Raw genomic sequence first — 24,935 nt, forward strand, 5'->3', positions numbered from 1 at the left:
TACTTGTTATAAATAGTATACGTATTAAAATCATACTATAAGCGAATAAGTAATTCACTATATAAAAGTATATTAATGGTATGCATGTGAAACGGACTGCATAACAGATCATTCCGTTGATGCAGCCTGTACAACCAGAGGAGCTGAAATCATGAGTGACAAAAATATGATGTGCGATCTGCAAACCGGTATCTGCGGCGAAGTGGAAGAAGATGTGCAACTGGTAGATTTTAATACACCAGCAAAAAAAATCACTTTGTATTACGCAACTGATCCGATCTGTTCCCACTGCTGGGCACTGGAGCCGGTCCTGAATCGTTTTGTTCTGCAGTATGGTCAGTATTTCAATATTCAGACGATTATGGGTGGACTGCTGCAAAGCTGGCACGGGTTTGCGGATCAGGCTAATGGTATCCAAAAACCGGCCGATGTGGCGCATCACTGGCGGGAAGTAGGCGAACATTCGAGGATGCCTATCGATGGATCATTATGGACAACTAACCCGATTCAGTCCTCGTATCCCCCATCCCGTGTATTCAAAGTCGTGCAGCGCAAACATCCGGTCCATGCGGAACTGCTGCTCCGAAAATTGCGTGAAGCTGTGTTTGTGTTTAATCACAATATTGCGGAAGAGCAGGTGTTGAAGGATATTGTGAATCAAATCGGTTTGGATGGTGCCACCCTTGTGGCTGAAGCAGGTGAAGATGCAGCACAGGGCTGGCTGGAAGAAGATTTTGCTCTAGCTGCCAGTTTGGGTGTACGCGGCTTCCCTACCATCATTATGGTCAATGAAGAAAAACAAGGCGTCAAAATCGTCGGAGCACGCTCATTGCAAACGTATGTGGAAGCACTACAGAAAATTGTCGGTGGGCCACTGACAGCGGCGGAAGTACCAAAATTGACCAATATTCATAACGGGAAGCAGCATCTGTTTGCTAGAGAAATTGAAGTGATGTACGATCTGGTCCCGCAGGACGTAGAGACATTTCTTGCGAATAACCTGCCGCAAGGTACCTATGAAGTTAAACGCATTTTTAACGAACTGTATATTTAATCTTATTTAGGAAGGTGAACGTAATGAGTATTATTCTTCAGGTCGATTTCAAATTTGAAGGACCGTTCGGAAGTACAATGGCTTCCGCTTTTCAGGAACTAGCTTCAGGTATTAATCAGGAAGAAGGATTCAAAATGAAAGTCTGGACCGAAAATGAGGCGAATGGTGAAGCCGGAGGCATTTATTTTTTTGAAGATGAACGCACTGCTCAGCAATACTGGGATATGCATTCCAAACGGCTGGCGAGCTTTGGCGTACACCATGCGAATGCTAAAATATTTCATATAAATAAACAACTTTCCGAGTTGAATCATTTTCCGATCTAATGTTGTTTGTTTATGACCTGGGTAAGATCACAGATAATTAATTATTTTTTGAAAAAATGTCTTGGATAGAAATAAAGCTCTCACTGATATCAGTGAGAGCTTTATTTCTTCAACATTCTTATGCTATGTTGCGTTACCCTGTAGTCTTTTTCTCTTCTTCATCCTCTGATAAAATGTGCCTCCAACATGCTCAGAGAAAGCTCGGCTGTAGTGGCTACCACGATATCTGCACCCTGCATTTGCGAAGGCGTTCCTACACCAACCGCGAACATCCCGGCGCTCTTGATCGCTTGTATGCCCGCCTGAGCATCCTCTATACCGATACAGTCGGCAGGCTGAACGCCCAGATTTGCGGCCCCGGTGAGGAAAATTTCCGGATCAGGTTTGCCATGCCGAATGGCGGTAACATCCACCACACTGTCAAAATAGTGCGTCAGCTCCAGCCGCTCCAGGATAAACGCTGCATTTTTGCTTGCAGAGGCCAGCGCGATGCCGATTCGGGCTTCACGAAGCTCTGTCAGAAGCGAGCGGATGCCTGGTAGTACGTCTGCTGGGGTCACAGCCGAGATGAGCCGCTGGTACTCTGTGTTTTTTCGTGCAGCCAGCTCCAGCTTATCCTTGGCAGTATATGTGCCCGCTTCACCACGCGCCAATATTTTGTCGAGCGACTCCGTGCGGCTGATTCCTTTGAGCTGCTCATTAAATTCCCGATCAAAAGGAATGCCCAACGCCGCCGCCAAGCTACCCCATGCCTGAAAATGATATTCGGCGGTATCTGTAATCACGCCGTCCAGGTCAAAAATCACTGCCTTCATTTGGTTTCCCCCTGTCTGTCCGGTTTATGAAACACTGTTTGTCAGTAACGGCTGCCCATGGGTAATGTGCGTTGGCTGTCCATACAGCTCCAGCGTCAGGGGTTCTCCGTCCAACAGCGTAATAATCACTTCATTTTCCTGTACGAGAATGCTTAGCAAGCGACCGCGATAGTTGATTTTAAATGTATATTTGCTCCAGCCCTGAGGCAGGAAGGGGGCGAAGCTCAATGTTCCGTTATACGTTCTCATTCCGGCAAAGCCCTGCACAATCGCCAGCCAGCTTCCTGTCATGGAGGTAATATGCAGACCGTCCTCGGTATCGTTATTATAATTATCCAGATCCAGACGAGCTGTCCGTTTATACATCTCGACTGCTTTATCCTCCATTTTGAGCTCAGCGGCCAGCACGGCGTGAATCGATGGGGACAGACTGGATTCATGAACGGTCATCGGCTCATAAAATGCAAAATTGCGCGCTTTTTCCTCCAGTGTGAACTGATCTCCGAAGAAATACAGACCTTGCAGCACATCCGCTTGCTTAATGAAGCAGGAACGGAGGATTTTATCCCATGACCATTTCTGATTTAGCGGCAGATGACTTGGATCGAGGGAGGATACAGTCTGCAAATCCTTATCCATAAAGGTATCGTGCTGTACGAATATGCCCCGTTCCTCATCGTAAGGATAGTACATGCGGTCGATGATATCCTGCCAATGCGCAAGCTCATCCGTAGTAACAGCCAGCTTCTCCGATTTCTCTGAAGAAATTTGAGGCAAGACCGATAACGTATATTTTAAAACCCATGCAGCCAGTGTGTTGGTATACCAGTTATTATTGACGTTGTTTTCATATTCGTTCGGTCCGGTAACCCCGTGGATCATATACTGCTGATGGCGATGGGAAAAATGAACTCGATCCGCCCAGAAGCGGCTAATTTCGACGAGTACATTGATTCCATATTCCTGTAAATAGGCCAAGTCGCCCGTATAGTTGGTGTAGTTGTAAATGGCATACGCAATAGCCCCGTTACGGTGAATTTCCTCGAAGGTAATTTCCCATTCGTTGTGGCATTCCACACCTGTAAAGGTGACCATAGGGTACAGTGCGCCTCGCAGTCCTTGCTGGGCCGCGTTATGCTTGGCACCCTCCAGTTGATGGTACCGGTATAGCAGCAGGTTTTTAGTCACGTCGGGATCTGCCAGCGCCAAATACATCGGTACAGCGTAAGCTTCCGTATCCCAATACGTGGCCCCGCCATATTTTTCACCCGTAAAGCCTTTCGGTCCGATATTCAGGCGAGCGTCTTCACCGTAGTACGTAGAGAATAGCTGGAAAATGTTAAAACGTATTCCCTGCTGGGCTTCCGTATCCCCTTCGATTTCAACATCCGCTTTCTCCCAACGCCCGGCCCAAGCCGCGATATGCTCCTGCTTAAGCAGAGCGTATCCTTTGTTCACAGCTTCCACGACGAGACGTTCTGCTTGTGGAATCAGCGCATCCTTTTCTATGTCACGTGAGGTGGTGACGGCTACGATTTTTTGCAGATGAGCACTGTCACCCGGTGCGACGGTATATTGATAGTGGCGTGCAGCATACAAAAGGCTCTCTTCCGTCGTTTGTTGATCTTGTCCTGCGGTCACAATGCCCATGGTAGCGTTTACGGTAAAACGCGGAATACCAAACGGATTATCTATCGTCGTGGTGGACAGGCTGATGAATTTCTCCTGAACCTCGCGCGCTTCCTCCAGCCAGAATACCTCATCATAGTTAGTGTCCTCATTTCTCGTATTACCGTCCAAATAAGGAATAAGCTCAATCGTTAGAGGCTGGTCGCCTATATTGGTTGCCCTGTAATCAATCAGACATAGTTCACGAGTGGTGATGCTTAGAAAACGTTCCGTGGTGATACGAACCTGACCGTTCACGGTACAGGCGCGCCGCAGGATACCCTGCTTCATGTCCAGTTCCTGCACAAAATCACTGATGTGTGCCGTAAATAAATCCACTTCCTGCTGGTTTATGATCAGACCGATGCCGATAAAATTCATGGCATTGATAACCTTGCCAAAATACTCGGGATAGCCGTTTTTCCACCAGCCAACCTTTGTTTTGTCAGGGAACCAGACACCAGAGATGTAAGTTCCTTGATGATGATCACCTGAATAGGCTTCTTCAAAATTGCCGCGCATCCCCATATAACCGTTGCCTATGGACATTATGCTTTCCTGTAATCGCAGGTGTGTTGTATGTAGAGTGTGGGTTGTCAGCTTCCAGCTATCTACGTCAAATAATCGGTTATAAACCATGATTGCGTACCCCTCTCGGAAAATGAATTCGTTGTTTTAACGAAATCAGTATATGAGCGAGTTCAGTATATAGTGCAACCGATTGCCCTGTCAACGCAAAAAAACTGATTTTATGGATGTCCACAAAATCAGTTTTTGTTCATTCCTCGGAGGATGGCAGCTTCTGACTGGATTCGCGTTCTACGATCCGGTGGGGAACGATGATGTGTTTGGTCAACTCCTTGGGGTCTTCGATTTTTTCGATCAGGCTTTTGGCTGCCTGATAACCAAGGGTGAAAATATCAATATCTACGGAAGTAAGAGGGGGGTTCATCAGCTCAGCCAGCATCAGGTTGTTGAAGCTCACCATGGAAAGCTGCTCCGGCATGGATACACCCAGTTGGGATAGCATTTTCTGTACAGCCATGGCTACAAGGTCATCATTGACGATCATAGCGGTAGGCGGCGGGGAGACTTGTAATAGCGTTCGCATGTTCTCCAGGGTAAAAGGCTCCCTGACAACATACTCGTCTGAAAGAGGCAAATGGGCCTCCCGCAGCGCATCCTGATAGCCCCTGAGTCTTTCGGTATTCACAGTGCGTTCATGATCTCCGCCAACATAAGCGATACGCTGATGATTCAGACGGATCAAATAAGTGACCACGTCCTTGGCGGCCTGGTAGTTATCGTTGTCCACATGCGTGGTTTCACTGATAAATTGCTGAGGCTTGCCGATTACAGTGTAAGGTATTTTTTCTCTATGAAAATACTCCACGATTTTATCCTCTTGCTTGGAATACAGGACAATATAGCCGTCAACACGTCCGGTTCGCGTCATCAGCTTCACTCGGGACAGCAATTCATCGCTCGTTTTCCCAGTAACAATCGACAGTGTATAGTTGTGCTCATTTACCCATTCACTAATCCCGCGAAGGCTTTCCGCAAAGAACGGGTTCTGAAAGATCGCCACATCCGATTCTGGCATAATAATGCCAATCGACTGTGTGACACGGTTAGCCAGACTTTGGGCTGAATAATTGGGCTCGTAGCCAAGCGCCTTCATTTCTTTGCGAACACGTGCCTTGGTGGCCTCGCTGATTTTGGGGCTATCTTGAATGACACGGGACACGGTGGAAGTAGCAACATTGGCACGCTTTGCGACATCTTTGATGGTTACTGCCATCGTCTTCTTCTCCTTTTGCTATCTCAAGCAGGAAATATTATATTCTATCATACGATATTGCTCGAAATTCAACAAATTCGCGGGTTTTTTCCGAGAAGTACTCCGCTAATATTCGAGATATTTACAATCAGGGTATTGCCAATAGAAAGCGATATCATTATAATAATTGTGCAACCGATTGCATATATTTACGAGGTAACAAACAACGCTGTACATACTATATGGATGGAGATTGATGGAGAAATGAAAAAACTTCTATCATTTGATTTTTGGCAAAAGCTTGGGAAAGCACTGCTTGTTGTAGTCGCCGTCATGCCAGCGGCCGGAATTATGATTTCACTCGGTAAAGTGGTGGCGATGCTGGCTGGCGATGTTCATGTCTGGTTGACTGTCGGCGGGGTCATGGAAAACTTGGGTTGGGGCATCATTAACAATTTACACATTCTGTTTGCAGTGGCGATCGGCGGTTCTTGGGCCAAGGAACGAGCTGGCGGGGCTTTTGCTGCATTAATTGCTTTTATCCTGATTAATGTTTCAACAGGAACGATTTTGGGCGTATCCTCGAAGATGCTAACACAGGAGGGGGCGACGACTCATACTCTCTTTGGTGTGAGTATTCCGGTCAGTGGCTACTTTACCTCTGTTTTGGGGGCGCCTGCGCTTAATATGGGGGTGTTTGTCGGTATTATTGCCGGATTCGTCGGCGCGGTTGTCTTTAACAAGTACTATAATTACCGCAAGCTGCCGGATGCTTTGGCCTTTTTTAACGGTAAGCGGTTTGTCCCTTTTGTGGTTATTTTATGGTCTGTCATTGTCAGTGTGATCATGTCTGCCATCTGGCCATTTATCCAGGGGGGGATTAACCAGTTTGGTGTTTGGTTGGCGACTTCGGGGGAATCGGCTCCTTTTGTAGCGCCATTTGTCTATGGTACACTGGAAAGACTATTGATTCCCTTCGGGCTTCACCATATGTTGACGGTTCCTATTAACTATACTCAACTTGGTGGCGTTTACACGACGCTTACGGGTTCCGGGGCGGGCAGTGTCGTTGCCGGGCAGGACCCGTTGTGGCTGGCTTGGGCGAGTGATCTGAGTGCGCTTCGCGGTACCGATCCGGCAGCCTATAATAGCCTGTTGGAAGGCGTAACCCCTGCCCGCTTTAAGGTAGGACAAATGATCGGCGGAGCGGGAATCCTTATGGGACTGGCGGTGGCGATGTATCGCCGTGTAGACAAGGATAAGCGTAGCAAATACAAGTCGATGATTTTTTCAGCCGCTGCTGCTGTCTTTTTGACAGGGGTAACGGAGCCGCTGGAATTTATGTTTATGTTCGTAGCGCCTGTACTGTACGTCGTTTATGCTATTCTTACCGGAATTGCGTTCGGAATGGCGGACATTATACATTTGCGTTTACATTCGTTTGGTATGATTGAACTGCTGACTCGATTACCGTTGTCTATAAATGCTGGTTTGGTGCAGGACATTATCAATTTCGTGCTGACTTGTGTTGTTTTTGCGGTGGTGACTTACTTTATCGCTTATTTTATGATCGGCAAACTCCAGATGGCTACACCGGGGCGGCTGGGGAATTATACAGATGAGGAGCCTCAGGAGGCTTCCGAAGCAGGAACTACGGAAACAGAGGGTGTGGCGGCTGCTTTAACACGGAATCAACTGGCTGCTGCTTCAGCGCAAAATCAACTGGCTACGGATATCATCAAAGCGCTTGGGGGTGAGCAGAACATTGTCGAGGTCGATGCCTGCATGACCCGTCTGCGTGTGACGGTGAAGGATACAGATGCCGTCGGGGACGAAAAGACATGGAAAGCGCTAGGCGCTCTGGGCTTGATTAAAGTAGATAATGGGGTACAGGCGGTTTACGGACCGAAGGCTGATGTGCTCAAATCAGATATACAAGACATACTCAACAGGTGATTACTTTGAAATTGTTAACCTTAAATGTACATGCTTGGATGGAAGAAAATCAGCTTGAAAAGCTAAAACAACTGGCCGCTTTTATTCATGAGCAGCAGTTCGATGTCATTGCTTTGCAGGAAGTGAACCAGTCCATAGACGAGACTCCTTTATCGCCGGACGATTTGGGAGCTTACTATAGTGCTGATCCTGAGGTGGTCATTAAGCGTGATAATTACGCTTATGTGCTGAACGGATTATTGTCCGATGCCTATTATTGGACGTGGGCTCCTGCACATATTGGCTTTGCCAAATATGATGAGGGCTTGGCTATTTTGTCCAAAACACCGATTACAGATACGGTGAACGAATATGTTTCCTCGCAACGGGACTATGACAACTACCGCTCGCGTAAAATTGTGGGCGTGCAAACGTTGGTGGATGGAGTGTCGGCATGGTTTGTGAGCGGGCACTACAACTGGTGGAACGATGAGGAATCCTTCCGTGGACTATGGGACCGTACAACGGAGATATTGGCCCCTTTTGCACCGACACCTGTTTTTATGATGGGGGATTTCAACAATGCGGCCGAAGTGCGCGGGGAAGGGTATGATTATGTGCTGCAATCCGGCTGGTCGGACACCTATCCGAACGCAAAGGTACGTGATGAAGGCTACACGGTCATCAAAGCCATCGCAGGCTGGGAAAGTAACGCCGAACCGCTGCGGATTGACTATGTTTTTTCCAACAAGCCCGCACAGGTTCAATCTTCAACTGTCGTGTTGAATGGAACAACGGGATTAGTCGTATCCGATCATTTCGGGGTTGCAGTTGAATTGGAGCTGTGAACAATCGGAAAAAGGCCGCCTGCTTATGCAAGTGGCCTTTTTCTTGATTATTAGTGATTCATTAGCCGTTTACACCATGATGGGCGGGACTAATCGTTGCAATTGATGAAGGCGAGAAGGGAATCATAATACTAAGACATATTATTAACATGAATGTAGTTACTAATGTTTTCCTCACTTAAAAGCACTCCTTGTAAAATATTTTGATACTTCAATTGCTGTTCACTTGTTGCATGTGATCGTATAGCTTCGAACATGGAAATAGTCGTAATAAGTTCTTTATGTAAATTAATTGTAACTGCAATTCTCATAAATTCAAGAATGTAATCTATAGCACCACCATATCGCAAATGATTCAGATTATATATGGCAAGTTGATTTAATAATATTGTATAGTACACACGATTTCCAATGTCTTCAAGACTGGCGAATGTTTCAAACTGTTGAGTATGCTCATAAAGTAATTCATCTACATTCCATTTATTCAGATTTGCAGCCTCAAGGATATTAATTAGTCCGGGAAGCGTTTCTTCATCATTCTCCTTAATAAACTCCTTGTACTCACTTAATATTTCTTTATTGCCTGATAGCAAATCTATTGCATAAAGATTAGCTTTGGCAAAAATCTTAAAACGTTCAACTTCCTCCATATCCTCTTTAGTAGGCTCTTTATACCAGCCTAAATCAGCATATTTGGCTACATATCCCCTTGCCTGTTCGAAGAGACCTTGTCTCTGGAAGACTATAGATTTAGCCAAGTAGCTATAGCCAAAATAAAATACAAGCGGACGCTTTAGTCGCTGATTAAGCGAAACAATATCGCCCCATTTCTGTCTGCTTTTATACATGTGATCAGCCGTGACGTGTATATAATTAGCTATTCGATTCGCCTCATCCCAAGCACTCTGTCTGTAGCATAATCGAAACAACTCAAACGCTTTATCTAAAGAATGGTTTTTCTCCGACAAAAGATAAATTTCCTCATTTGTGTGAATTTGTTGTTCCACTACTAACGCCTCCATAAGATAGATTCACTACACTTTAACGGAGTCTCTAGTTGATATGATATAAAAATGTTCTCCTTTTTGTTAATAATATACTAAATATTGTTATTTAATGAATAGCCTTTACGCAAAGTTATTCGACTATAGAGCTATCTAAATTAAAGAACTATGCTTCCCTTGAATATATTTACAGTATATCTCATGAGTCTTTTAAGGACAATAATAAAATATTTTGAATCTTTTAATGGCTCCAATATATCTTTCCTTTTGTCTAGACTTCTAAATAAGAGGAGTAGATAATTAAAATGATACAAACCATTGCTGAGCGAATAGGTATTGTTGTAAGAGAATTGAGGAAAGGCCAAGGCTTAACGCAACAAGAACTTGCAGACGAGATTGGAACGTCTTTCTCCTATATTGGTCGGGTTGAGCGTGGCGAAAGCAACGTGACAATCGAAACCATTACAAAGATAACAAATGCTCTCAATATTGAATTCTTTGATTTTATGAGCTTAGGAAAGAAGCAAGAAAATGAGGTCATATTAGCGATAAACGCTTTACTCCTAAAACAAGACGAACAGAGCCATAAAAAGGCCCTGAATATTTTAAAAGAAGTATTTGATGAAAAATAGTATGTCTATAATAAGTTCTAAAAAGCAAAATCTTTCCTCAATGTAATGGCCTTTTTCTTGAGGATTTCGACTTTAACCGAATGAAGTATTGGATAGCGATAGCCATAAGCACTAATATCATATTGTAATAAAAAGGGGCATTTATGTTAAAGCGTTCAATGAGTACGCCTGCGATGATTGGAGAAACAATAGCCCCTAATTCCGAGAGGGATACAACGTTGCCGATAAATGAACTTCTGTTTTCCTCAGGAATGACATCCCCCAGTTGCGAGTAAAAAGAATCCAGATAGCTTGCTCCGCCAATGCCTCCGATGAACATCCCCAAGTATACGATCCATGGTTCCTTGAACCAAAGAAACAAGGCTATTTCCACCATGATCAGCAACAGGCCAATAATACTGAGCATTAAGCGATCTTTGAGCAGGTCCGATACCTTGCCGATAAAAGGTGCTGATACAAACGTCGATACCCCGATGATGGTAAAAGCCAGGCTGATTTCTACAGGGCTCCAGTGAAACTTGTAGGTCGCATACACAGAGAAGTACGTTAAAAATATGGCGAAGGCACTCATTTCAAGGAAATGAACGGTGGAATAGAGCAGTAGCTGCTTTGTTAAAGCGGTTTTTCTTTTTGGCTCATGAAGGGGCTCGCGCTGTGGCTGAGGTTTGGAAGGAGGACTGGGGAATGTCATTCTGGAGACGGCGACGAACGAAACCAATGAAAACATAGCAACGAAATAGAATGGAACCGATAAAGTAAAATAGGAAACAATCACTCCGCTCATGATAGGTCCTAAAATCGTACCTGCCCCTTCGCTGCTGCTGATATATCCATTGAGGATACCTCTATTCTCCGTGGTACTGATCTGGTTGATGGTGACTCTTACAAAGACGGTTAATCCTATCGCCACCAAGCCTTGAAGGAGTCTAAGGATGGATAGAATGATGAAGCTTTCTGCAATCGGGAACAAGAGCATACAAATAATCTCAGCCAAGAGTAAGCTCAGCCCCAAGCGCTTTGCGCCAATTTTTTCATAAATTCGTCCTGCCAAGCCTCCACCCAGAAATCTTCCCACATAAAATAGAGAAAATAAAATACTCATATGGAGTGCGGATATGCCGAACTGTTCTACATAAATAGCAAAGAGTGGGAGAATCATACTCCCACTCATGTTAGCAATAAGACTGATGACAATCATACAGACGATATTATGGTTTAAATGTATACGCCTCTTCATATCCTCGAAACCTCTCTTTGATTATGCATAATGGGGAACCGTTGTTCTGATTGCTCCTGATATGCATAAAGGCTTCAACAAGGGGAGCGATTCTCCCTAGGATACGCAGGTGTGTTCCTCATTGTGCCTAAATTTAAGCGGGAAAGCCCCCTCCAGGCGGTGGCCAAGCTCCATAGATACGGCGCAGCAGCACGATTTCGCCCAAATGATATGAGTTGTGGGAAGCGATATTCCGTAGCAGTCCCGCCTTCGTTTCACCTGGGAAATGGGCCAGCGAATCATCCAGCTGTGCGGTTTCAGCAATTTTTACAGCCTGATCTACGCCCTGCAAAAATTCGTTAATAACTGCCTGCCATGCTTCTTCACTTTGCGGTCCTGTTTCTTCGGGCCAGCTTTCCATCACATTGCCCGGAAGCTGGGGCTTCCGGCCTTCCAAATGCTCCAGCATAAATTGCTGCCAGTAGCTCATATGCTTCAACAGTTGATAAATGCTGTAGGGCATTTCTGCATTTTTTTTACCTGCCAGTTCAGCGTCGATATCCGGCAAAGCCCGAGCTACTCGAATATGTCCACGTTCACCGACCAGCGATTTAACCAGTGCTTGACCGAATAATTGGTTTGCATCCGACATGAATTGATCATCCCTTCTTTTTTAATGTAACAGCCTTTTGGCCTCCATATAGAACACCTGTACAAATTTCTTCGTATTGATACGGGCTTGAGACAGCGAGGGCTCCACATTGTTTTGCAGTTCCAGCATTTTTTTGCGGATTTCTGTAAAATCAAAAAATTTGGACGCATAATTTTCAAATTTAGGGTGAGTGTAATCCGTCAATCCGAGCGACACGATATGGCTTAGTGTCTGGAAAATGGCGCGGCGGACGCGCTGCTCAGAGGCCTTGATTTCCTTGCTCAGCTCTGCCGCAGAAGCTGAGCTTCCCAGCCGTTTCAAGGCTACATTCGCGAAGATATCCTTCAGCGGCGGGAACAGATAGGGCGATAGGTTACCCGTTTCTTCCTCATACTGGTCCAGATATTCCAGCATATCCAGCAAATCCATGCTGCCCGCTTCGCCGATCATTCCCATTTCGGAGAGCAGAAACTGCCCGGAAGTTGTGATGCTTTTGGTCGGTTCTACTGTTGTCGATGGTCCTCTCGATGCGAACATCGATAGCCCCTGTAGCGTGCGCTGGATATCCGTGATCGATTGCTGCATGCGCAAACGCTCGGACACCTTATGAATAACTGCAATAATCTCCAGCCGATTCAAGGGCTTGGCAATGTAGTATTCAATACCGAGCGAGTAGGCCTCTCCGATCATGTTTTTGGATTCAATACGGGAAATCATAATGATTTTTCCACTGAATTGATTACCGAGCGCACGCACCGTCTGAATACCATCACGAACTGGCATCAGCAGATCAATGAGCAATACATCAATCCGGTTAAGCTCCAATAGATCGCTGTTCACATAGGAACCGTCCTCCGCTTCGCCGATAATCTCACCGAGACCTTCATCTTCAATAATGTCTGCCAGCATAGAACGAATTCCCTGATCGTCATCCACAATATAAAAGCGCATCCGGGCTATCTTCCTTTCTCCGTCAGTTTCCGTAATGGCAATGTGACTGTAAAAGTGGTCCGTACCCTGTCTGTGTGTTCTGCTTCATCCTGTTGCAGCACAATCGTTCCTTCGAGGCTCTCCGCTACCTCACGCACATAAAACAATCCCATGCCAGTCGAAGGCTGTCCTTCATCATCATACTTGGTTGTATACCCCGGTGTGAAGACCATTTCCCGTTTGCGCTGAGGAATCCCCGGGCCGTTGTCCGTGACGCTAAAGGTCACCGTGTTCTCTTTTCCCGGTAGAAACCGAATGGAAACGTCAATCCTTCCGTGGTCCTTCATCGCTTCGACGGCATTAGCTGTCAGGTTATTAATGAGTGTCAAAACCGTATAAACATGCAGCTTGGGCAGCAAAGGGTCAACATTCAGGGTGAAATAAATAGATTTGTCCAGCGCTTGTGCATATTTGTGGTTCGTTCGGACGATCAACTCCCCAAGCTCCCGAGAAGGCATGTAATGCACTCCGCTTTCCGCATCAATCAGCTTCGACAGCCCGGCATAAATCCGTTGACTATCTTTTTTGATCTCATGAACCTGACCGGAAATACGAAGCGCCTGTCTGGCGTACCGGTCCCTGTCTTCCAAGGATTCAGCCTGCTGCAACTCCCGGTACAGCTCGTAGCTTTCACGGGTGATTTGCTCTGTGTGCGACAGGGTTTTACCGAGCTGGACGGACTCCTCATACAGATCCGATACCAGGAGTAGAATCCGCTCAGTCTGCTGTCTTTGCGCCTCTTCATGCTGAACGGACTGCTTCAGGCGAATGATATTATAGAACCCGAGCACGAAGAAGCTGCGGATCATGGCGATGAGCACCACCTTGCCCATCTTGAAGATGTCCCAGAATTCCCCGTCAATGCTCCGCCGGACGCTAAGTTCCGCCACGCTTGCCGCAACCTCTATACCCACGGAGAGGATGCCTACCCTGAGAGCGCGGTAAGGCTCGGCGTTAATGTTAAGGACCTGAAAGAGCAGGCCGTAGACCATGTAATAAAAAAAGGTAGGCCCGTGCAGGGTTACCAGCTCTTCGAAGGAAGGATCGGGAAGTGTGAAATAACTGAGTGATATGCGAAAGGCCACCACGGCTAAGCCAGTAAGCAGTCCCGATACAGCGGGCGGAATATGACGAATAGATAGCAGAAAGAAAAAAAATACTGGTGTGCCGAAGCTGAGACGAAATGTATTAGAGAATGGGTGAATATTTAGCTCGCCCGCCAGCGGTACGACCACAAGCATAAGCAGGAAAAGGAGGATATTCAGCTTCATAATTATTCACCTCCTGTGTATTCGATCAAAAAAGCAATATGAGATAAATTCACAATCCAACATTAAAATGGTGAATTAAATAAAAAAAACAAATACGGGTGTAGATAATTGTCGGTTTTTATAGATCAGACTGTAGTATAAATAACACCATTTGAATATTAAGAACAGTATACTGAAAAAAAATACAAATTAGCCAGGGGGGAGACACGAAATGAAAAAGATTAATTTGACGATCCAAATCTTTATTGGACTGGCTTTTGGTATTATAATTGGTGCCTTATTTTACGGCAATTCAGGGGTGGAAGTCTACTTAAAGCCGATCGGCGATATTTTTATTCGGTTGATTAAGATGATTGTCGTGCCTATTGTGATCTCAACTCTCATTATTGGCGTAGCCGGCGTCGGAGATATGAAAAAATTGGGTAAGCTCGGCGGAAAGTCTATACTCTATTTTGAAATCGTAACCACGATCGCCATCCTTTTCGGACTGCTTGTGGCCAATCTGGTTCGGCCTGGTGACGGTGTGGATATGTCTCATCTGGCCAAGACCGATATCCATAGCTATGTGGAGACAGCAGAAAAGACAGGCCACAGCTTCATGGATACGATTGTGCATATTGTACCTACCAATATTATTCAATCGCTGGGTGAAGGGGATATGCTGGCCATTATCTTTTTCTCCGTATTGTTCGGACTGGGGGTAGCAGCGATTGGTGACAAGGGCAAGCCTGTATTGGGCTTCTTCGAAGGTGTAGCCGACGCCATGTTCTGGGTAACCAATCAGGTGATGCGCCTGGCTCCTTTTGGTGTATTTGCATTGATCGGAACGACAGTAGCCAAGTTTGGACTGGCTTCGCTGTGGCCGTTGCTCAAGCTCGTCTTGTCCGTGTACGGCTCCATGCTGTTATTCATTGTGATTGTTTTTGGAATCATTGCAAGGCTTTGCGGTACTCGTCTCTGGACTATGGTTAAAATTTTGAAAAGCGAGTTGCTGCTGGCTTACTCGACCGCCAGTTCGGAAAGTGTTCTGCCCAAGATCATGGAGAAGATGGAAAAGTTCGGCTGTCCTAAGGGAATTACTTCCTTCGTCATTCCGATTGGATACTCCTTTAATCTGGATGGCTCTACTTTGTATCAGGCACTGGCTGCGATTTTCATTGCCCAAATGTATGGAATTGACTTGCCAATCACTACCCAAATCACGTTGGTACTGGTTCTGATTATTTCCTCCAAGGGCATTGCAGGCGTGCCGGGCGCTTCCTTTGTGGTTTTGCTAGCTACGCTCGGAGCAGTTAACCTTCCGTTGGAGGGACTGGCCTTTATCGCTGGTATAGACCGTATTCTGGATATGGCGCGTACAGTAGTAAATGTATTGGGCAACTCGCTTGCCGCCGTGGTCATGTCCAAATGGGAAGGCGAATACGATAAGGAAAAAGGCGAGGAATATGCTGCTTCTTTGAAATAAGAACGGATGAACTGAATATTTGCAGAAAAGAACACTCTTGCAGAGTAAATGCGAGGGTGTTCTTTTCATTTCCACAACTGCTATACTTCTCCATAGTTCGATATTTTATTTATGAATATATGCGCATATGGATCTAAAAAATGGTTCTTTATACCTAATTATTTTCAATTTTATTTATAATGATTATTGATAATAATCCGATATAAAGTATACCGTTTCAAACATTGGTTCAGAAGGGAAGATCCTATCATGTTTCTCAAAAAAAACGAGGCTTATTCACTTACCCCTTTAGTAGAAGAAAGCCGCAAATTGTCGCAAAAAATACAGCAGAAGGATTATTCTGCCGCAATGCAACTACCCTCTGCATCTTCTGAGGTTCAGGAAATCGCAAACAATGTCAACCAAGCGCTTGAATCCATCAAAAATGATGCTCGACACACTGACATTCGTCTAAAGCTCGTCACCAAGGCGATTGAAGTCGGCTTATGGGATATGGAGGTCGTTGCAGGTGATCCTGTAAATCCGAACAATACATTCACATGGACAGATGAATTCCGTTCCATGCTGGGGTATCAAAGCGAAAAGGATTTCCCAAATGTATTGGATAGTTGGGCATCGCGGTTACATCCGGAGGATTATGACTGGGTATTGGCAGCGTTGGCTGATCATTTGCTAGATCATACCGGAAAAACTCCTTATGACATTCAGTATCGCTTAAAGCTGAAGCATGGTGAGTATCGTTGGTTCCGTGCCACGGGAACGACGATTCGTGATGAGCAGGGTATGCCGCTTCGTATTGCGGGGGCATTATTGGATGTACATGACCAAAAGATCAAGTCTGACGAACTGGAGGCCTTAGTTACAAGATATGATCTCATCAATCGTGTGTTGGTTGAGGCTCCATACGACATCATCCTGGTTGACGGAGATGTAGAGCATCCCGATAGTGAATTTTGGTGGTCACCCCAATTTCGCAAAACGCTGGGTTTCAATGATGAAAAAGACTTCCCGAGTGTGCTTAGCAGCTGGGGTTCACGCTTGCATCCAGATGACGTTGAAATCGCGCTTAAAGCGTTGCACGACCATTTGAATGATTTTTCAGATCGCACTCCCTATGAAGTAACTTGCCGCTTGCAGAATAAAAATGGCGAATACCGCTGGTATTATAATAGTGGGGGATGCATACGTGACAGTAAGGGAGTGCCAATTCGCATGGCAGGTACCATCCGTGATGTAACGTTGGAAAAACAAAAGCAGTCCGTTGCGGACGAGCTCACGCTCAAAATACAGCATCTTTCGGATTCCATCGCAGAAATGGTGAACGGTGTCAACTCGGTTAGTAATCAGGCGCAGGAGCTGGCTACGGCTCAAGAGCAATCGACTGAGGCGGCGAATCAGGCCAAAGTCAGCGCGGAAGAGACGCAGAACATCTCCAATTTCATTAAAGAGATTGCCAATCAAACGAATCTGCTTGGGCTGAATGCGGCGATCGAGGCATCCCGTGCAGGTGAACAGGGACGCGGCTTTGCCGTAGTTGCGGATGAAGTAAGGAAGCTTGCCATTCACAGTGCCGATGCGACCGGAAATATTGAGACCAGTCTGGACGAAATGAAGACGCTCATCGAGCGGATTTTGTATAACATCGGCAACATGTCTACGTTGACGCAGACACAGGCCGCGCTCACGCAGCAGGTGAATGCATCTACGGACGAGATCAACAGCATGTCCAAAGCATTGCTTGATTTTGCAAGAACGATGTAAGCAACATTCTTCTAAGATTATGCAAGAACTAGACCGGGCTTAGTTCCGGTCTCTTTACTGATTTTGGAAAATGGATTATAATCCTCAAGAGTGAATCCGAAAGTTACAACTTACAACGATTTTGCGTGGAAAAGAGGAATACGCTTGAACTTGATAAGTTCAATTTTGGTCGGAATTGTTGCTCTGGAGCATGTGTACATTTTAATATTGGAGATGTTCCTGTGGACGACTCCACGGGCGATGCGCACGTTCGGCACCTCCAAGGAGCTGGCGGGAGTGACCAAGTCACTGGCTGCGAATCAAGGGTTGTACAACGGGTTTCTGGCTGCCGGGCTGGTATGGGGGCTGCTGTACCCGGATGCTGTGATAGGCTGGCAAATTCAGCTGTTCTTTGTCATTTGCGTGGTGGTGGCGGCGGTGTATGGCGCATTGACATCCAACAAGTCCATTTTATTAAAACAAGGACTACCCGCTATCCTGGCACTAATCAGTTTATGGATACTCTGAAGACGCCCTTAGCGGGTGTCTTTTTGCTATATTCGATCACATAATGTCTGGAATTCTAAACTCAAGGGAAAAAGGTAGTTTTTGATTGATTGTAAATCCGATTATTCCGATTTATAATGATTTTTATTACATACTTAGAGAACTCGGAGGCTGGAGACATGCGTCGTAATTGGACTGGTGTATTTGTATTGATTATATTAATGTTGGTGGTAAGTGCCTGCTCTGGCGGGAATTCCGGTTCTTCGTCTGCGACAAAGGATAGTGCAGCGAATACGAATGCTACAACAGCGGATAACGGGCAACCCAAGGATGGCGGCAGTCTGATCATCGGTGTACAAGCCGATCCGGTGGTGCTGAACCCGAACTATGCGGGTGATCGGGTGAGTCTGACGATAGATCAGGCGATATTCGCACCTTTGTTTCAGGTGAACAACGGCAAGAAGACATTCTATCTGGCAGATAGCCTGACTCCTTCGGCGGACAAGCTGACGTACACGCTGAAGCTGAAAAAGAATCTGACTTGGCATGATGGCGAGAAGCTGACGGCTGACGATGTGGTTTTCACGATTAATAAAATTTTGGACGAGAAGCAGCACAGCTTTTTGAGAAGTAATTTCATGATTAACGGCAAGCCGGTTCAGGTGAGCAAGGTTGATGATACAACAGTGGATTTCAAGCTTCCACAGGCAGCTCCTGCTTTTGAGGCGGCACTGGTACAGGTATCTCCGATTCCGAAGCATATTTTCGAGAACGAAGCCGATATTGAGAAAAGCACAAAAAACAACACTCCAGTTGGATCAGGTCCGTTCAAGTTTAAAGAATACAAAACCGGCGAGTACGTTTCGCTGGAACGGTTCGATAACTATTTTGGCGGCAAGCCGCATCTGGATTCTGTAACGTATCGAATTGTGAAGGATTCGAATGCTGCGAGCTTGGCGCTCCAGAATGGCGAAATCAATGTTAACTATGTAGATCCGCAAAATGTGGAGACGATTAAAGCAACCGGGAAGTTTGACATTTTCCCATACAGCGAAGGCCGTTTGGCTTACCTGATGTTTAATGAAAACAGCGACACCAAGCAGTTGAACAAAAAAGAAGTGCGTCAGGCGCTTTCATATGCGCTGAACCAGGATGAGTTGATTCAAGTATCTTATGGCTCCAAGGATTACGCGGATACCGCGAAGTCTGCTTTGACACAGGACGTGCTGTATCACACGAACGATGTTCCATTTTTCAATAATGATGTGAATAAGGCGAAAGAACTGCTGAAATCGGCTGGAGCTGAAGGACTGAAGCTGCGCATTATTATCCCAGGTGGTAATAAGGTGCAAGAGGCACAGGCGCTGTACATTCAGCAGAAGTTGAAGGATATCGGCGTTCAGTTGGATGTAAACAGCATGGATTCCTCGGCTTGGTCACAAAAATTCGTCGACACGAATGCCAAGGACTTCGATCTGGCGATCAGCGGCTATATCATGGGTTACGACCCGGATGCGTACCGTATCTTGTACAGCACCGGATCTTCCTCCAACTATTCGCATTATTCCAACAAGGAAGTGGATAAGCTGATGGAAGAGGGCGCGGGAGAGTCGGATACGACCAAGCGTGGAGAAATCTATAAAAAGGTACAGGAGCTTTTGGCTGATGATGCCGTTATCTATCCGATTGCTTATACCAAAACAATTGTAGCATTCGACAAGCAGTATGGCGGCATTGATCAGGCTGTGCTGAAACCGGTCGTAATTTTCGAAGATTTGTCCAAAATTTATCACAAATAAGACAGGGTTTTCAAAAATAAGCTGGGAGAACCAGCTTATTTTTTTCGAGAACAGCAAGGGGAAGAGAAACGTATGAGACAACTCATCGCCAGAAGATTGCTGCAAGTTATACCGATGCTATTTTTCGTATCCATCGTCTGCTTCGGCTTGATCAAGCTGGCTCCAGGTGATCCGGTTCTCTCTTTTGTTACACCGAATATGCATCTGGAAGATATCGAACGTATGAGGCACAGCTTGGGGCTGGATCAGCCTGCTTATGTGCAGTACATGTTATGGCTCAAAAAAAGTCTCACAGGTGATTTGGGCTACTCGCTTATTAATCACCAGCCTGTACTGGATCAGATTCTGGATCGCCTCCCGGCTACCGCCGGATTAATGGGTGCATCCATTGTACTGGCTGTCCTGATTGCGATTCCACTCGGCTTGACGGCTGCGGCCAATCGGAATCGCTGGATCGACAAGCTGATTAACCTGATGTCGTACATCGGGATTTCTGTACCGCTGTTTTGGCTCGGCATTTTACTTATTTATTTGTTTGCTATTTATCTGCATTGGCTTCCAAGTACGGGGATGCGGACCATTGGAACGGACTCGGCGCTTGATGTGATCAAGCATGGGATTTTACCGTGTTTTGTACTGGCCTTCGGGTTTTTATCTGTGTATGTGAGGTATATCCGTTCCAGTACAATAACGCAGCTCAAGGAAGAATACGTACAGATTCAATATGCGTTCGGGTCTGGAAAACGACTGGTTTTATTTCGGCATGTGCTCAAGCATGTGCTGTTGCCTATCATTACGCTGCTCGGTATGTCGGTTGCAGATCTGGTAGCCGGAGCCATCGTGACCGAGACGGTATTTTCCTGGCCGGGCATTGGCTCGCTAGGCATGACGGCGGTAAAAGGGATGGATTATCCCGTTATCATGGGCATTACACTGTTTTCCGCCCTGCTGCTGATCCTGGGCAATCTGCTTGCGGATATTTTGTACAGCATCGCAGACCCGAGAATTAAATCAACGAGGTGAACTCATGAATCGGAGCAAATGGCGCAACATCGGGATCGAGCTGATGACGAGCAAAATGGGCGCCACAGCCCTCATACTATTGATCGTATTCTCTCTAGGGGCAATCTTCGCCTTTTTGTCGCCGCAGGACCCGAACAAGCTGAACGTGCTGGAGCGACTCCAATCGCCGGGAGCGGCACACTGGTTTGGAACGGATGACTACGGCCGGGACTATTTTACAAGGGCGCTGTACGGCGGTCGTGTATCTTTGCTGGTGGGCTTCGCGTCCATGATTATTGCGACGAGTATTGGCGCAGTAGTAGGCATTGTAAGCGGCTATTTCGGTGGATGGATTGATAATTTACTTATGCGGATTTTGGAGCTGATCATGTCGATTCCGTCTTTTTTGGTTATTTTGCTGTTGAGTGTGTTTTTGAAGCCGGGCGTCGGCAATATTATTGTCATTATCGCCCTGCTGATGTGGATGAATATTGCCCGGGTGGTTCGGGCAGAGACGATGACGCTGCGGGAACGGGAATATGTGCTGTATGCCAAAGCTTCGGGACAAAGCACATTCGGGATCATCCTGAAGCATATCGTCCCGAACCTGATTCCGGTGATTATCGTGGGGGCGACGAACAATATCGCCTCGGCGATTATGATGGAATCGTCACTGAGCTTCCTCGGTTTTGGTGTGCAACTGCCGAACGCGACATGGGGAAGTATGCTGAATAATGCCCAAGGATATATTGCACAGGCTCCATATATGGCGTTATTTCCGGGGCTGCTTATTTTACTGACCGTGCTGAGCTTTAATGTTTTGGGGGATGTGCTGCGTGTAGGTTTTGAACCCAAGCTGGTGAAACGATGATTCACAGCTGCAAGACCCATGACCAATGGCTCCAGGAGCGACAGAAAGGAGCGAAAACACGATGACTGAACATCTGCTGTCTGTCGAACAACTGGAGGTTTCCTTTTTCACACGTGAGGGGGAGAATCAGGCGGTTCGAGGGGTTAGCTTTCATATTGATGCTGGAGAAACGGTAGGAATCGTAGGAGAATCTGGTAGCGGTAAAAGTGTTACAGCCAAAGCCATCATGTCTATGATTGCCCCGCCGGGCAAGCGGCTGAATGGCGATATTCGTTACCGGGGAGAAAGTCTGACGGCTCTGACGGAAAAGCAATGGCGCAAAATACGCGGGAACCAGATTGCGATGGTCTTTCAGGACCCGATGACCTCGCTGAACCCGGTCAAGAAGGTCGGCTATCATCTGGTGGAGGTGATTCGCAGACACCGGGGACTGAGCAAGGAAGCGGCTACGAAAGCCGCTGTGGAGCTGCTGCGGCAAGTGGGGATTACCGAGCCGGAGCGACGGATGAACCAATACCCGCACCAATTCAGCGGGGGGATGCGTCAGCGGGTGATGATCGCGATGGCGCTCTCGTGCAGCCCGGAGCTGCTGATTGCTGACGAACCGACCACAGCGCTGGATGTGACGATCCAGGCGCAAATTCTGGAGCTGCTCAAGACGTTGAAGCAGCAATCCGACATGGCGATTGCCCTGATCACTCATGATCTGGGCGTCGTCGCCCAGGTGTGCAGCCGTGTTATCGTGATGTACGGCGGCATGGTGATGGAGGAGGGTCGCGTGGACGATATCTTTTATCGTCCGGCCCACCCGTATACGCAGGGCCTGCTGCGCTCTGTGCCGCAGCGCACGAACGGCTTCCGCGAGCGGCTGGTGCCGATCGAGGGCACGCCGCCGGACCTGCTGGACCCGCCGTCCGGCTGTCCGTTCATGGACCGGTGCCCGCACGCGTTTGCCCGCTGTGTAGAGCGGCCACCGATGGTGGAGATTCGCCCGGATCAGCGGGCGGCCTGCTGGCTGAACGAGCCGGACGCTGTGCCTGCCGGAGTTTACGAGACATCCGAAGCGGGCCATTCGGAAGGGAGGGTTTAACGTGAGTGAAGCGAGTAATGCAGTGGGTGAAAGCCAGCCCTTGGTGGAGGTACATCGGCTTAAGAAGCATTTTGTAACAGCCAAGGATTTGTTGGGACGCAGCTCAGAGGTACTCAAGGCGGTTGACGGCGTGAGCTTCCAGATCAAGCGTGGTGAGACGTTCGGATTGGTCGGCGAGTCGGGCAGCGGCAAATCGACGGTTGGACGCTGCCTGACGCGGTTATACGATTATACGGAAGGCACGGTGCGCTTTGACGGTCAGGATATTTCCAAACTGAACGATAAGCAGCTCAAGCCGCTGCGTCGGCGCATTCAGAGCATTTTTCAGGACCCGTATTCCTCGCTTAATCCGGGTATGAACGTGCTTGACCTGATTGGCGAGCCGATGGACATTCACAGATTGCATCAGGGCAGTGAGCGTAAGGATGCCGTTGTGGCTTTACTTGAAAAGGTCGGGCTGAAGCGGGAGCATTTGTACCGCTACTCGCATGAGTTCAGCGGCGGGCAACGCCAGCGGATTTCTATCGCGCGTGCTTTGTCCGTGAATCCGGAGTTCATTGTCTGTGACGAGCCGATTTCGGCGCTGGACGTGTCTATTCAGGCGCAGGTGATTAATACGCTGGAGGATCTCCAGCAGGAATTCGGACTGACGTATCTGTTCATCGCCCATGATTTGTCGATGGTGCGGCATATTTCAGACCGGATCGGTGTGATGTACCATGGACGATTGGTGGAGGTAGCCGATGCAGATGAGCTGTATGAGCAGCCAGCCCATCCATATACACAGGCGCTGCTGTCCTCTATCCCGGTGCCTGATCCGAGAGCAGTCGGAGAGCGGGACGGTTTTGGGGCGGGCTTTGCCCAATCAGACGGTTCCTTGGCATGGGACAAGGACGGTGAGAGTGCCACTGAGCTGCGGGAAATCAGCCCCGGCCATTATGTAGCGTACCCGGTTAACCGTTAGGTTAAGGCTGGTGTACGATGTACGTGATCAATAAGGAGGCAAAAAACGATGACTGAATCGACGAACAGAGTACGTATTTCACAATGGGATGCGCTCATGCTGGAATCTTTACGCAGATTAGGCTGGTCCGATGAGGAGCTAATCCGTCGGGTGCAGCACAATGAACTGCCGTCGGACGGACAGTCCGATTTTGATTATGCAGAGCTTGCCACCGGGCTGGCGTCCAGGGAGCCAGAGGTTTTTGCCAGCGCGGTAACAGACGGATACCAGATCAAGTACAACACGATACGGGGTATTCGTTCCTGGATTTCCGCTGCGTTCGGGCGTGAGCCTGAGCTGTCACTGGTGGAAGGAAGCGAAGCCGTTACATCCGAGCTGACGAAGGTTGAGTATGATCGACTAGAGCAGGTGCTGTCGTTCGGCTGGTCGATACAGGAAGATCGGCCCGCGACTGGTGATGTTGCGGGATTGTACCGAATTGTGCCTGCTGTGCAGACGGTATAAGTTGTGGGTTCTGTTCTGAGTAGGACACAACCTTCCCATCTTTTCTCATACGGTTATCATCGGTTGGAATAGATAGAATGGTTATATTTTCCACCATAAAAGTATAAAATCAAACTCTCTTTTTTATGATATAGTTTTCATACATACTGACATAAGAGAGTTGAGGTGCGGCATGACAACACTACAAATTGTCGATCCATTCGTGAATCCGGAATTACGCGTTTTTCAGGCAGGCGCTGAGGATCAGGAGCAGGTGCAGGAGTTAATTTTACAAACTGCCAGATGGCTGCACAGCAGAGGCTCCACGCAATGGGGCAACCTACTCCAAGGGAAAGATGATCACAACCTGGGAGGGGCAATTGCACGTGGAGAAGTCATTACTTTCCGCACATCAGAGGATCATGCATTAGCAGGTGCTGTGATTTTGCAACAGCAGCCCAGTGCGTGGGATCGTAAGCTTTGGGGGCTAGATGATGCTGATTCCGACGGAGGAACCTCAGTATATTTGCATCGCCTGGTTGTGGATCGGGATAGAACCGGGAAGGGCTTAGGCCGTGAACTGGTGCAATGGATTGAAAAGGGAATTCGTTTCACAGGCAAAGACCGAATCCGATTAGACTGTATTGCGGGGAATGACAAGCTAAGCCAGTTTTACCAACAATGTGGCTATACCTATATAGGTGAAACGGGCGGCTATAATATTTTTGAAAAGATGCTAACAGAGGTAAAGGAAAAATAAAGCCTGAACTGAGTTAAGGGGCTGTCCTAGACGTCATGAAAGATGACGGTGGGATAGCTCCTT

At 47.1% G+C, this 24,935-nt stretch carries 23 protein-coding genes; 15 read left to right on the top strand and 8 right to left on the bottom strand.

What is annotated here, in order from left to right; genetic code table 11:
* Window positions 1-151: 151 nt before the first annotated feature.
* On the top strand, window positions 152-1,054 hold the full coding sequence (locus NST83_RS01500; RefSeq protein ID WP_137061254.1) for a DsbA family protein: 903 nt from the start codon (window positions 152-154) through the stop codon (window positions 1,052-1,054).
* A gap of 23 nt (window positions 1,055-1,077) precedes the next feature.
* Window positions 1,078-1,380 carry a monooxygenase gene (locus NST83_RS01505; RefSeq protein ID WP_137061255.1) on the top strand — a complete coding sequence of 101 codons (303 nt, stop codon included), beginning with the start codon at window positions 1,078-1,080 and terminating at the stop codon, window positions 1,378-1,380.
* Window positions 1,381-1,538: 158 nt separating this feature from the next.
* Here the strand turns inward: NST83_RS01505 and pgmB are convergent, their stop codons facing one another.
* From pgmB to NST83_RS01520, 3 genes are all read right to left on the bottom strand, one after another.
* Window positions 1,539-2,195 (bottom strand): beta-phosphoglucomutase, encoded by a 657-nt coding sequence (gene pgmB, locus NST83_RS01510; protein WP_137061256.1) that lies wholly within the window; start codon window positions 2,193-2,195, stop codon window positions 1,539-1,541.
* 24 nt (window positions 2,196-2,219) lie between these two features.
* A complete protein-coding gene (locus NST83_RS01515; protein WP_342416315.1) occupies window positions 2,220-4,502 on the bottom strand; it encodes a glycoside hydrolase family 65 protein in 2,283 nt (760 codons plus the stop codon).
* 139 nt (window positions 4,503-4,641) lie between these two features.
* Entirely contained in the window at window positions 4,642-5,664 is a 1,023-nt protein-coding gene (locus NST83_RS01520; RefSeq protein ID WP_137061258.1) for a LacI family DNA-binding transcriptional regulator, read from the bottom strand.
* A 243-nt stretch (window positions 5,665-5,907) separates the two neighbouring features.
* Here NST83_RS01520 and NST83_RS01525 point away from each other — a divergent pair, with 243 nt between their 5' ends.
* Together NST83_RS01525 and NST83_RS01530 are read left to right on the top strand one after the other, a co-directional pair.
* Entirely contained in the window at window positions 5,908-7,599 is a 1,692-nt protein-coding gene (locus NST83_RS01525) for a PTS transporter subunit IIBC (protein WP_342416316.1), read from the top strand.
* A 5-nt stretch (window positions 7,600-7,604) separates the two neighbouring features.
* On the top strand, window positions 7,605-8,426 hold the full coding sequence (locus tag NST83_RS01530) for an endonuclease/exonuclease/phosphatase family protein (protein WP_342416317.1): 822 nt from the start codon (window positions 7,605-7,607) through the stop codon (window positions 8,424-8,426).
* Between the two features lie 131 nt (window positions 8,427-8,557).
* Here NST83_RS01530 and NST83_RS01535 read toward each other — a convergent pair whose 3' ends face one another.
* A complete protein-coding gene (locus NST83_RS01535) occupies window positions 8,558-9,433 on the bottom strand; it encodes a DNA-binding protein (RefSeq protein ID WP_342416318.1) in 876 nt (291 codons plus the stop codon).
* 302 nt (window positions 9,434-9,735) lie between these two features.
* Between NST83_RS01535 and NST83_RS01540 the strand changes: the two genes are divergently transcribed.
* Window positions 9,736-10,062, top strand: a complete 327-nt coding sequence (locus NST83_RS01540; RefSeq protein WP_137061262.1) for a helix-turn-helix transcriptional regulator — start codon at window positions 9,736-9,738, stop codon at window positions 10,060-10,062.
* Window positions 10,063-10,099: 37 nt separating this feature from the next.
* Here the strand turns inward: NST83_RS01540 and NST83_RS01545 are convergent, their stop codons facing one another.
* The 4 genes from NST83_RS01545 to NST83_RS01560 form a co-directional block, all read right to left on the bottom strand.
* The gene (locus NST83_RS01545) at window positions 10,100-11,299 is read right to left on the bottom strand and encodes an MFS transporter (protein WP_342416319.1); all 1,200 of its coding nucleotides are present in this window, start codon (window positions 11,297-11,299) and stop codon (window positions 10,100-10,102) included.
* A 133-nt stretch (window positions 11,300-11,432) separates the two neighbouring features.
* Window positions 11,433-11,930 (bottom strand): DinB family protein, encoded by a 498-nt coding sequence (locus tag NST83_RS01550; RefSeq protein WP_342416320.1) that lies wholly within the window; start codon window positions 11,928-11,930, stop codon window positions 11,433-11,435.
* A 21-nt stretch (window positions 11,931-11,951) separates the two neighbouring features.
* Window positions 11,952-12,881, bottom strand: coding sequence for a response regulator (locus NST83_RS01555; RefSeq protein ID WP_342416321.1), 930 nt, complete (start codon window positions 12,879-12,881; stop codon window positions 11,952-11,954).
* A 5-nt stretch (window positions 12,882-12,886) separates the two neighbouring features.
* Window positions 12,887-14,191, bottom strand: coding sequence for a sensor histidine kinase (locus NST83_RS01560; protein WP_342416322.1), 1,305 nt, complete (start codon window positions 14,189-14,191; stop codon window positions 12,887-12,889).
* 211 nt (window positions 14,192-14,402) lie between these two features.
* On the opposite strand from NST83_RS01560, the gene NST83_RS01565 reads away from it, so the two are divergent.
* From NST83_RS01565 to NST83_RS01610, 10 genes are all read left to right on the top strand, one after another.
* Window positions 14,403-15,656 (top strand): cation:dicarboxylase symporter family transporter, encoded by a 1,254-nt coding sequence (locus tag NST83_RS01565; protein WP_342416323.1) that lies wholly within the window; start codon window positions 14,403-14,405, stop codon window positions 15,654-15,656.
* Window positions 15,657-15,905: 249 nt separating this feature from the next.
* The gene (locus NST83_RS01570) at window positions 15,906-17,417 is read left to right on the top strand and encodes a PAS domain-containing protein (protein ID WP_342416324.1); all 1,512 of its coding nucleotides are present in this window, start codon (window positions 15,906-15,908) and stop codon (window positions 17,415-17,417) included.
* A gap of 144 nt (window positions 17,418-17,561) precedes the next feature.
* Window positions 17,562-17,924 carry a DUF1304 domain-containing protein gene (locus NST83_RS01575; RefSeq protein ID WP_137061269.1) on the top strand — a complete coding sequence of 121 codons (363 nt, stop codon included), beginning with the start codon at window positions 17,562-17,564 and terminating at the stop codon, window positions 17,922-17,924.
* 158 nt (window positions 17,925-18,082) lie between these two features.
* Window positions 18,083-19,702, top strand: a complete 1,620-nt coding sequence (locus NST83_RS01580; RefSeq protein ID WP_342416325.1) for an ABC transporter substrate-binding protein — start codon at window positions 18,083-18,085, stop codon at window positions 19,700-19,702.
* A 72-nt stretch (window positions 19,703-19,774) separates the two neighbouring features.
* Window positions 19,775-20,725, top strand: coding sequence for an ABC transporter permease (locus tag NST83_RS01585; RefSeq protein ID WP_149095462.1), 951 nt, complete (start codon window positions 19,775-19,777; stop codon window positions 20,723-20,725).
* Between the two features lie 4 nt (window positions 20,726-20,729).
* Window positions 20,730-21,575: an ABC transporter permease gene (locus NST83_RS01590; protein WP_137061271.1), complete on the top strand. Its 846-nt coding sequence runs from the start codon at window positions 20,730-20,732 to the stop codon at window positions 21,573-21,575.
* A 61-nt stretch (window positions 21,576-21,636) separates the two neighbouring features.
* On the top strand, window positions 21,637-22,665 hold the full coding sequence (locus NST83_RS01595; protein ID WP_342416326.1) for an ABC transporter ATP-binding protein: 1,029 nt from the start codon (window positions 21,637-21,639) through the stop codon (window positions 22,663-22,665).
* Window position 22,666: 1 nt separating this feature from the next.
* Window positions 22,667-23,629 (top strand): ATP-binding cassette domain-containing protein, encoded by a 963-nt coding sequence (locus tag NST83_RS01600; RefSeq protein WP_342416327.1) that lies wholly within the window; start codon window positions 22,667-22,669, stop codon window positions 23,627-23,629.
* Window positions 23,630-23,677: 48 nt separating this feature from the next.
* Entirely contained in the window at window positions 23,678-24,133 is a 456-nt protein-coding gene (locus tag NST83_RS01605) for a hypothetical protein (protein ID WP_342416328.1), read from the top strand.
* A 172-nt stretch (window positions 24,134-24,305) separates the two neighbouring features.
* Window positions 24,306-24,872: a GNAT family N-acetyltransferase gene (locus NST83_RS01610; protein ID WP_342416329.1), complete on the top strand. Its 567-nt coding sequence runs from the start codon at window positions 24,306-24,308 to the stop codon at window positions 24,870-24,872.
* The last annotated feature ends 63 nt before the right edge of the window (window positions 24,873-24,935 follow it).

The organism is Paenibacillus sp. FSL R10-2782 (genome assembly GCF_038592985.1).
In the GTDB taxonomy this organism is placed as follows: domain Bacteria; phylum Bacillota; class Bacilli; order Paenibacillales; family Paenibacillaceae; genus Paenibacillus; species Paenibacillus terrae_C.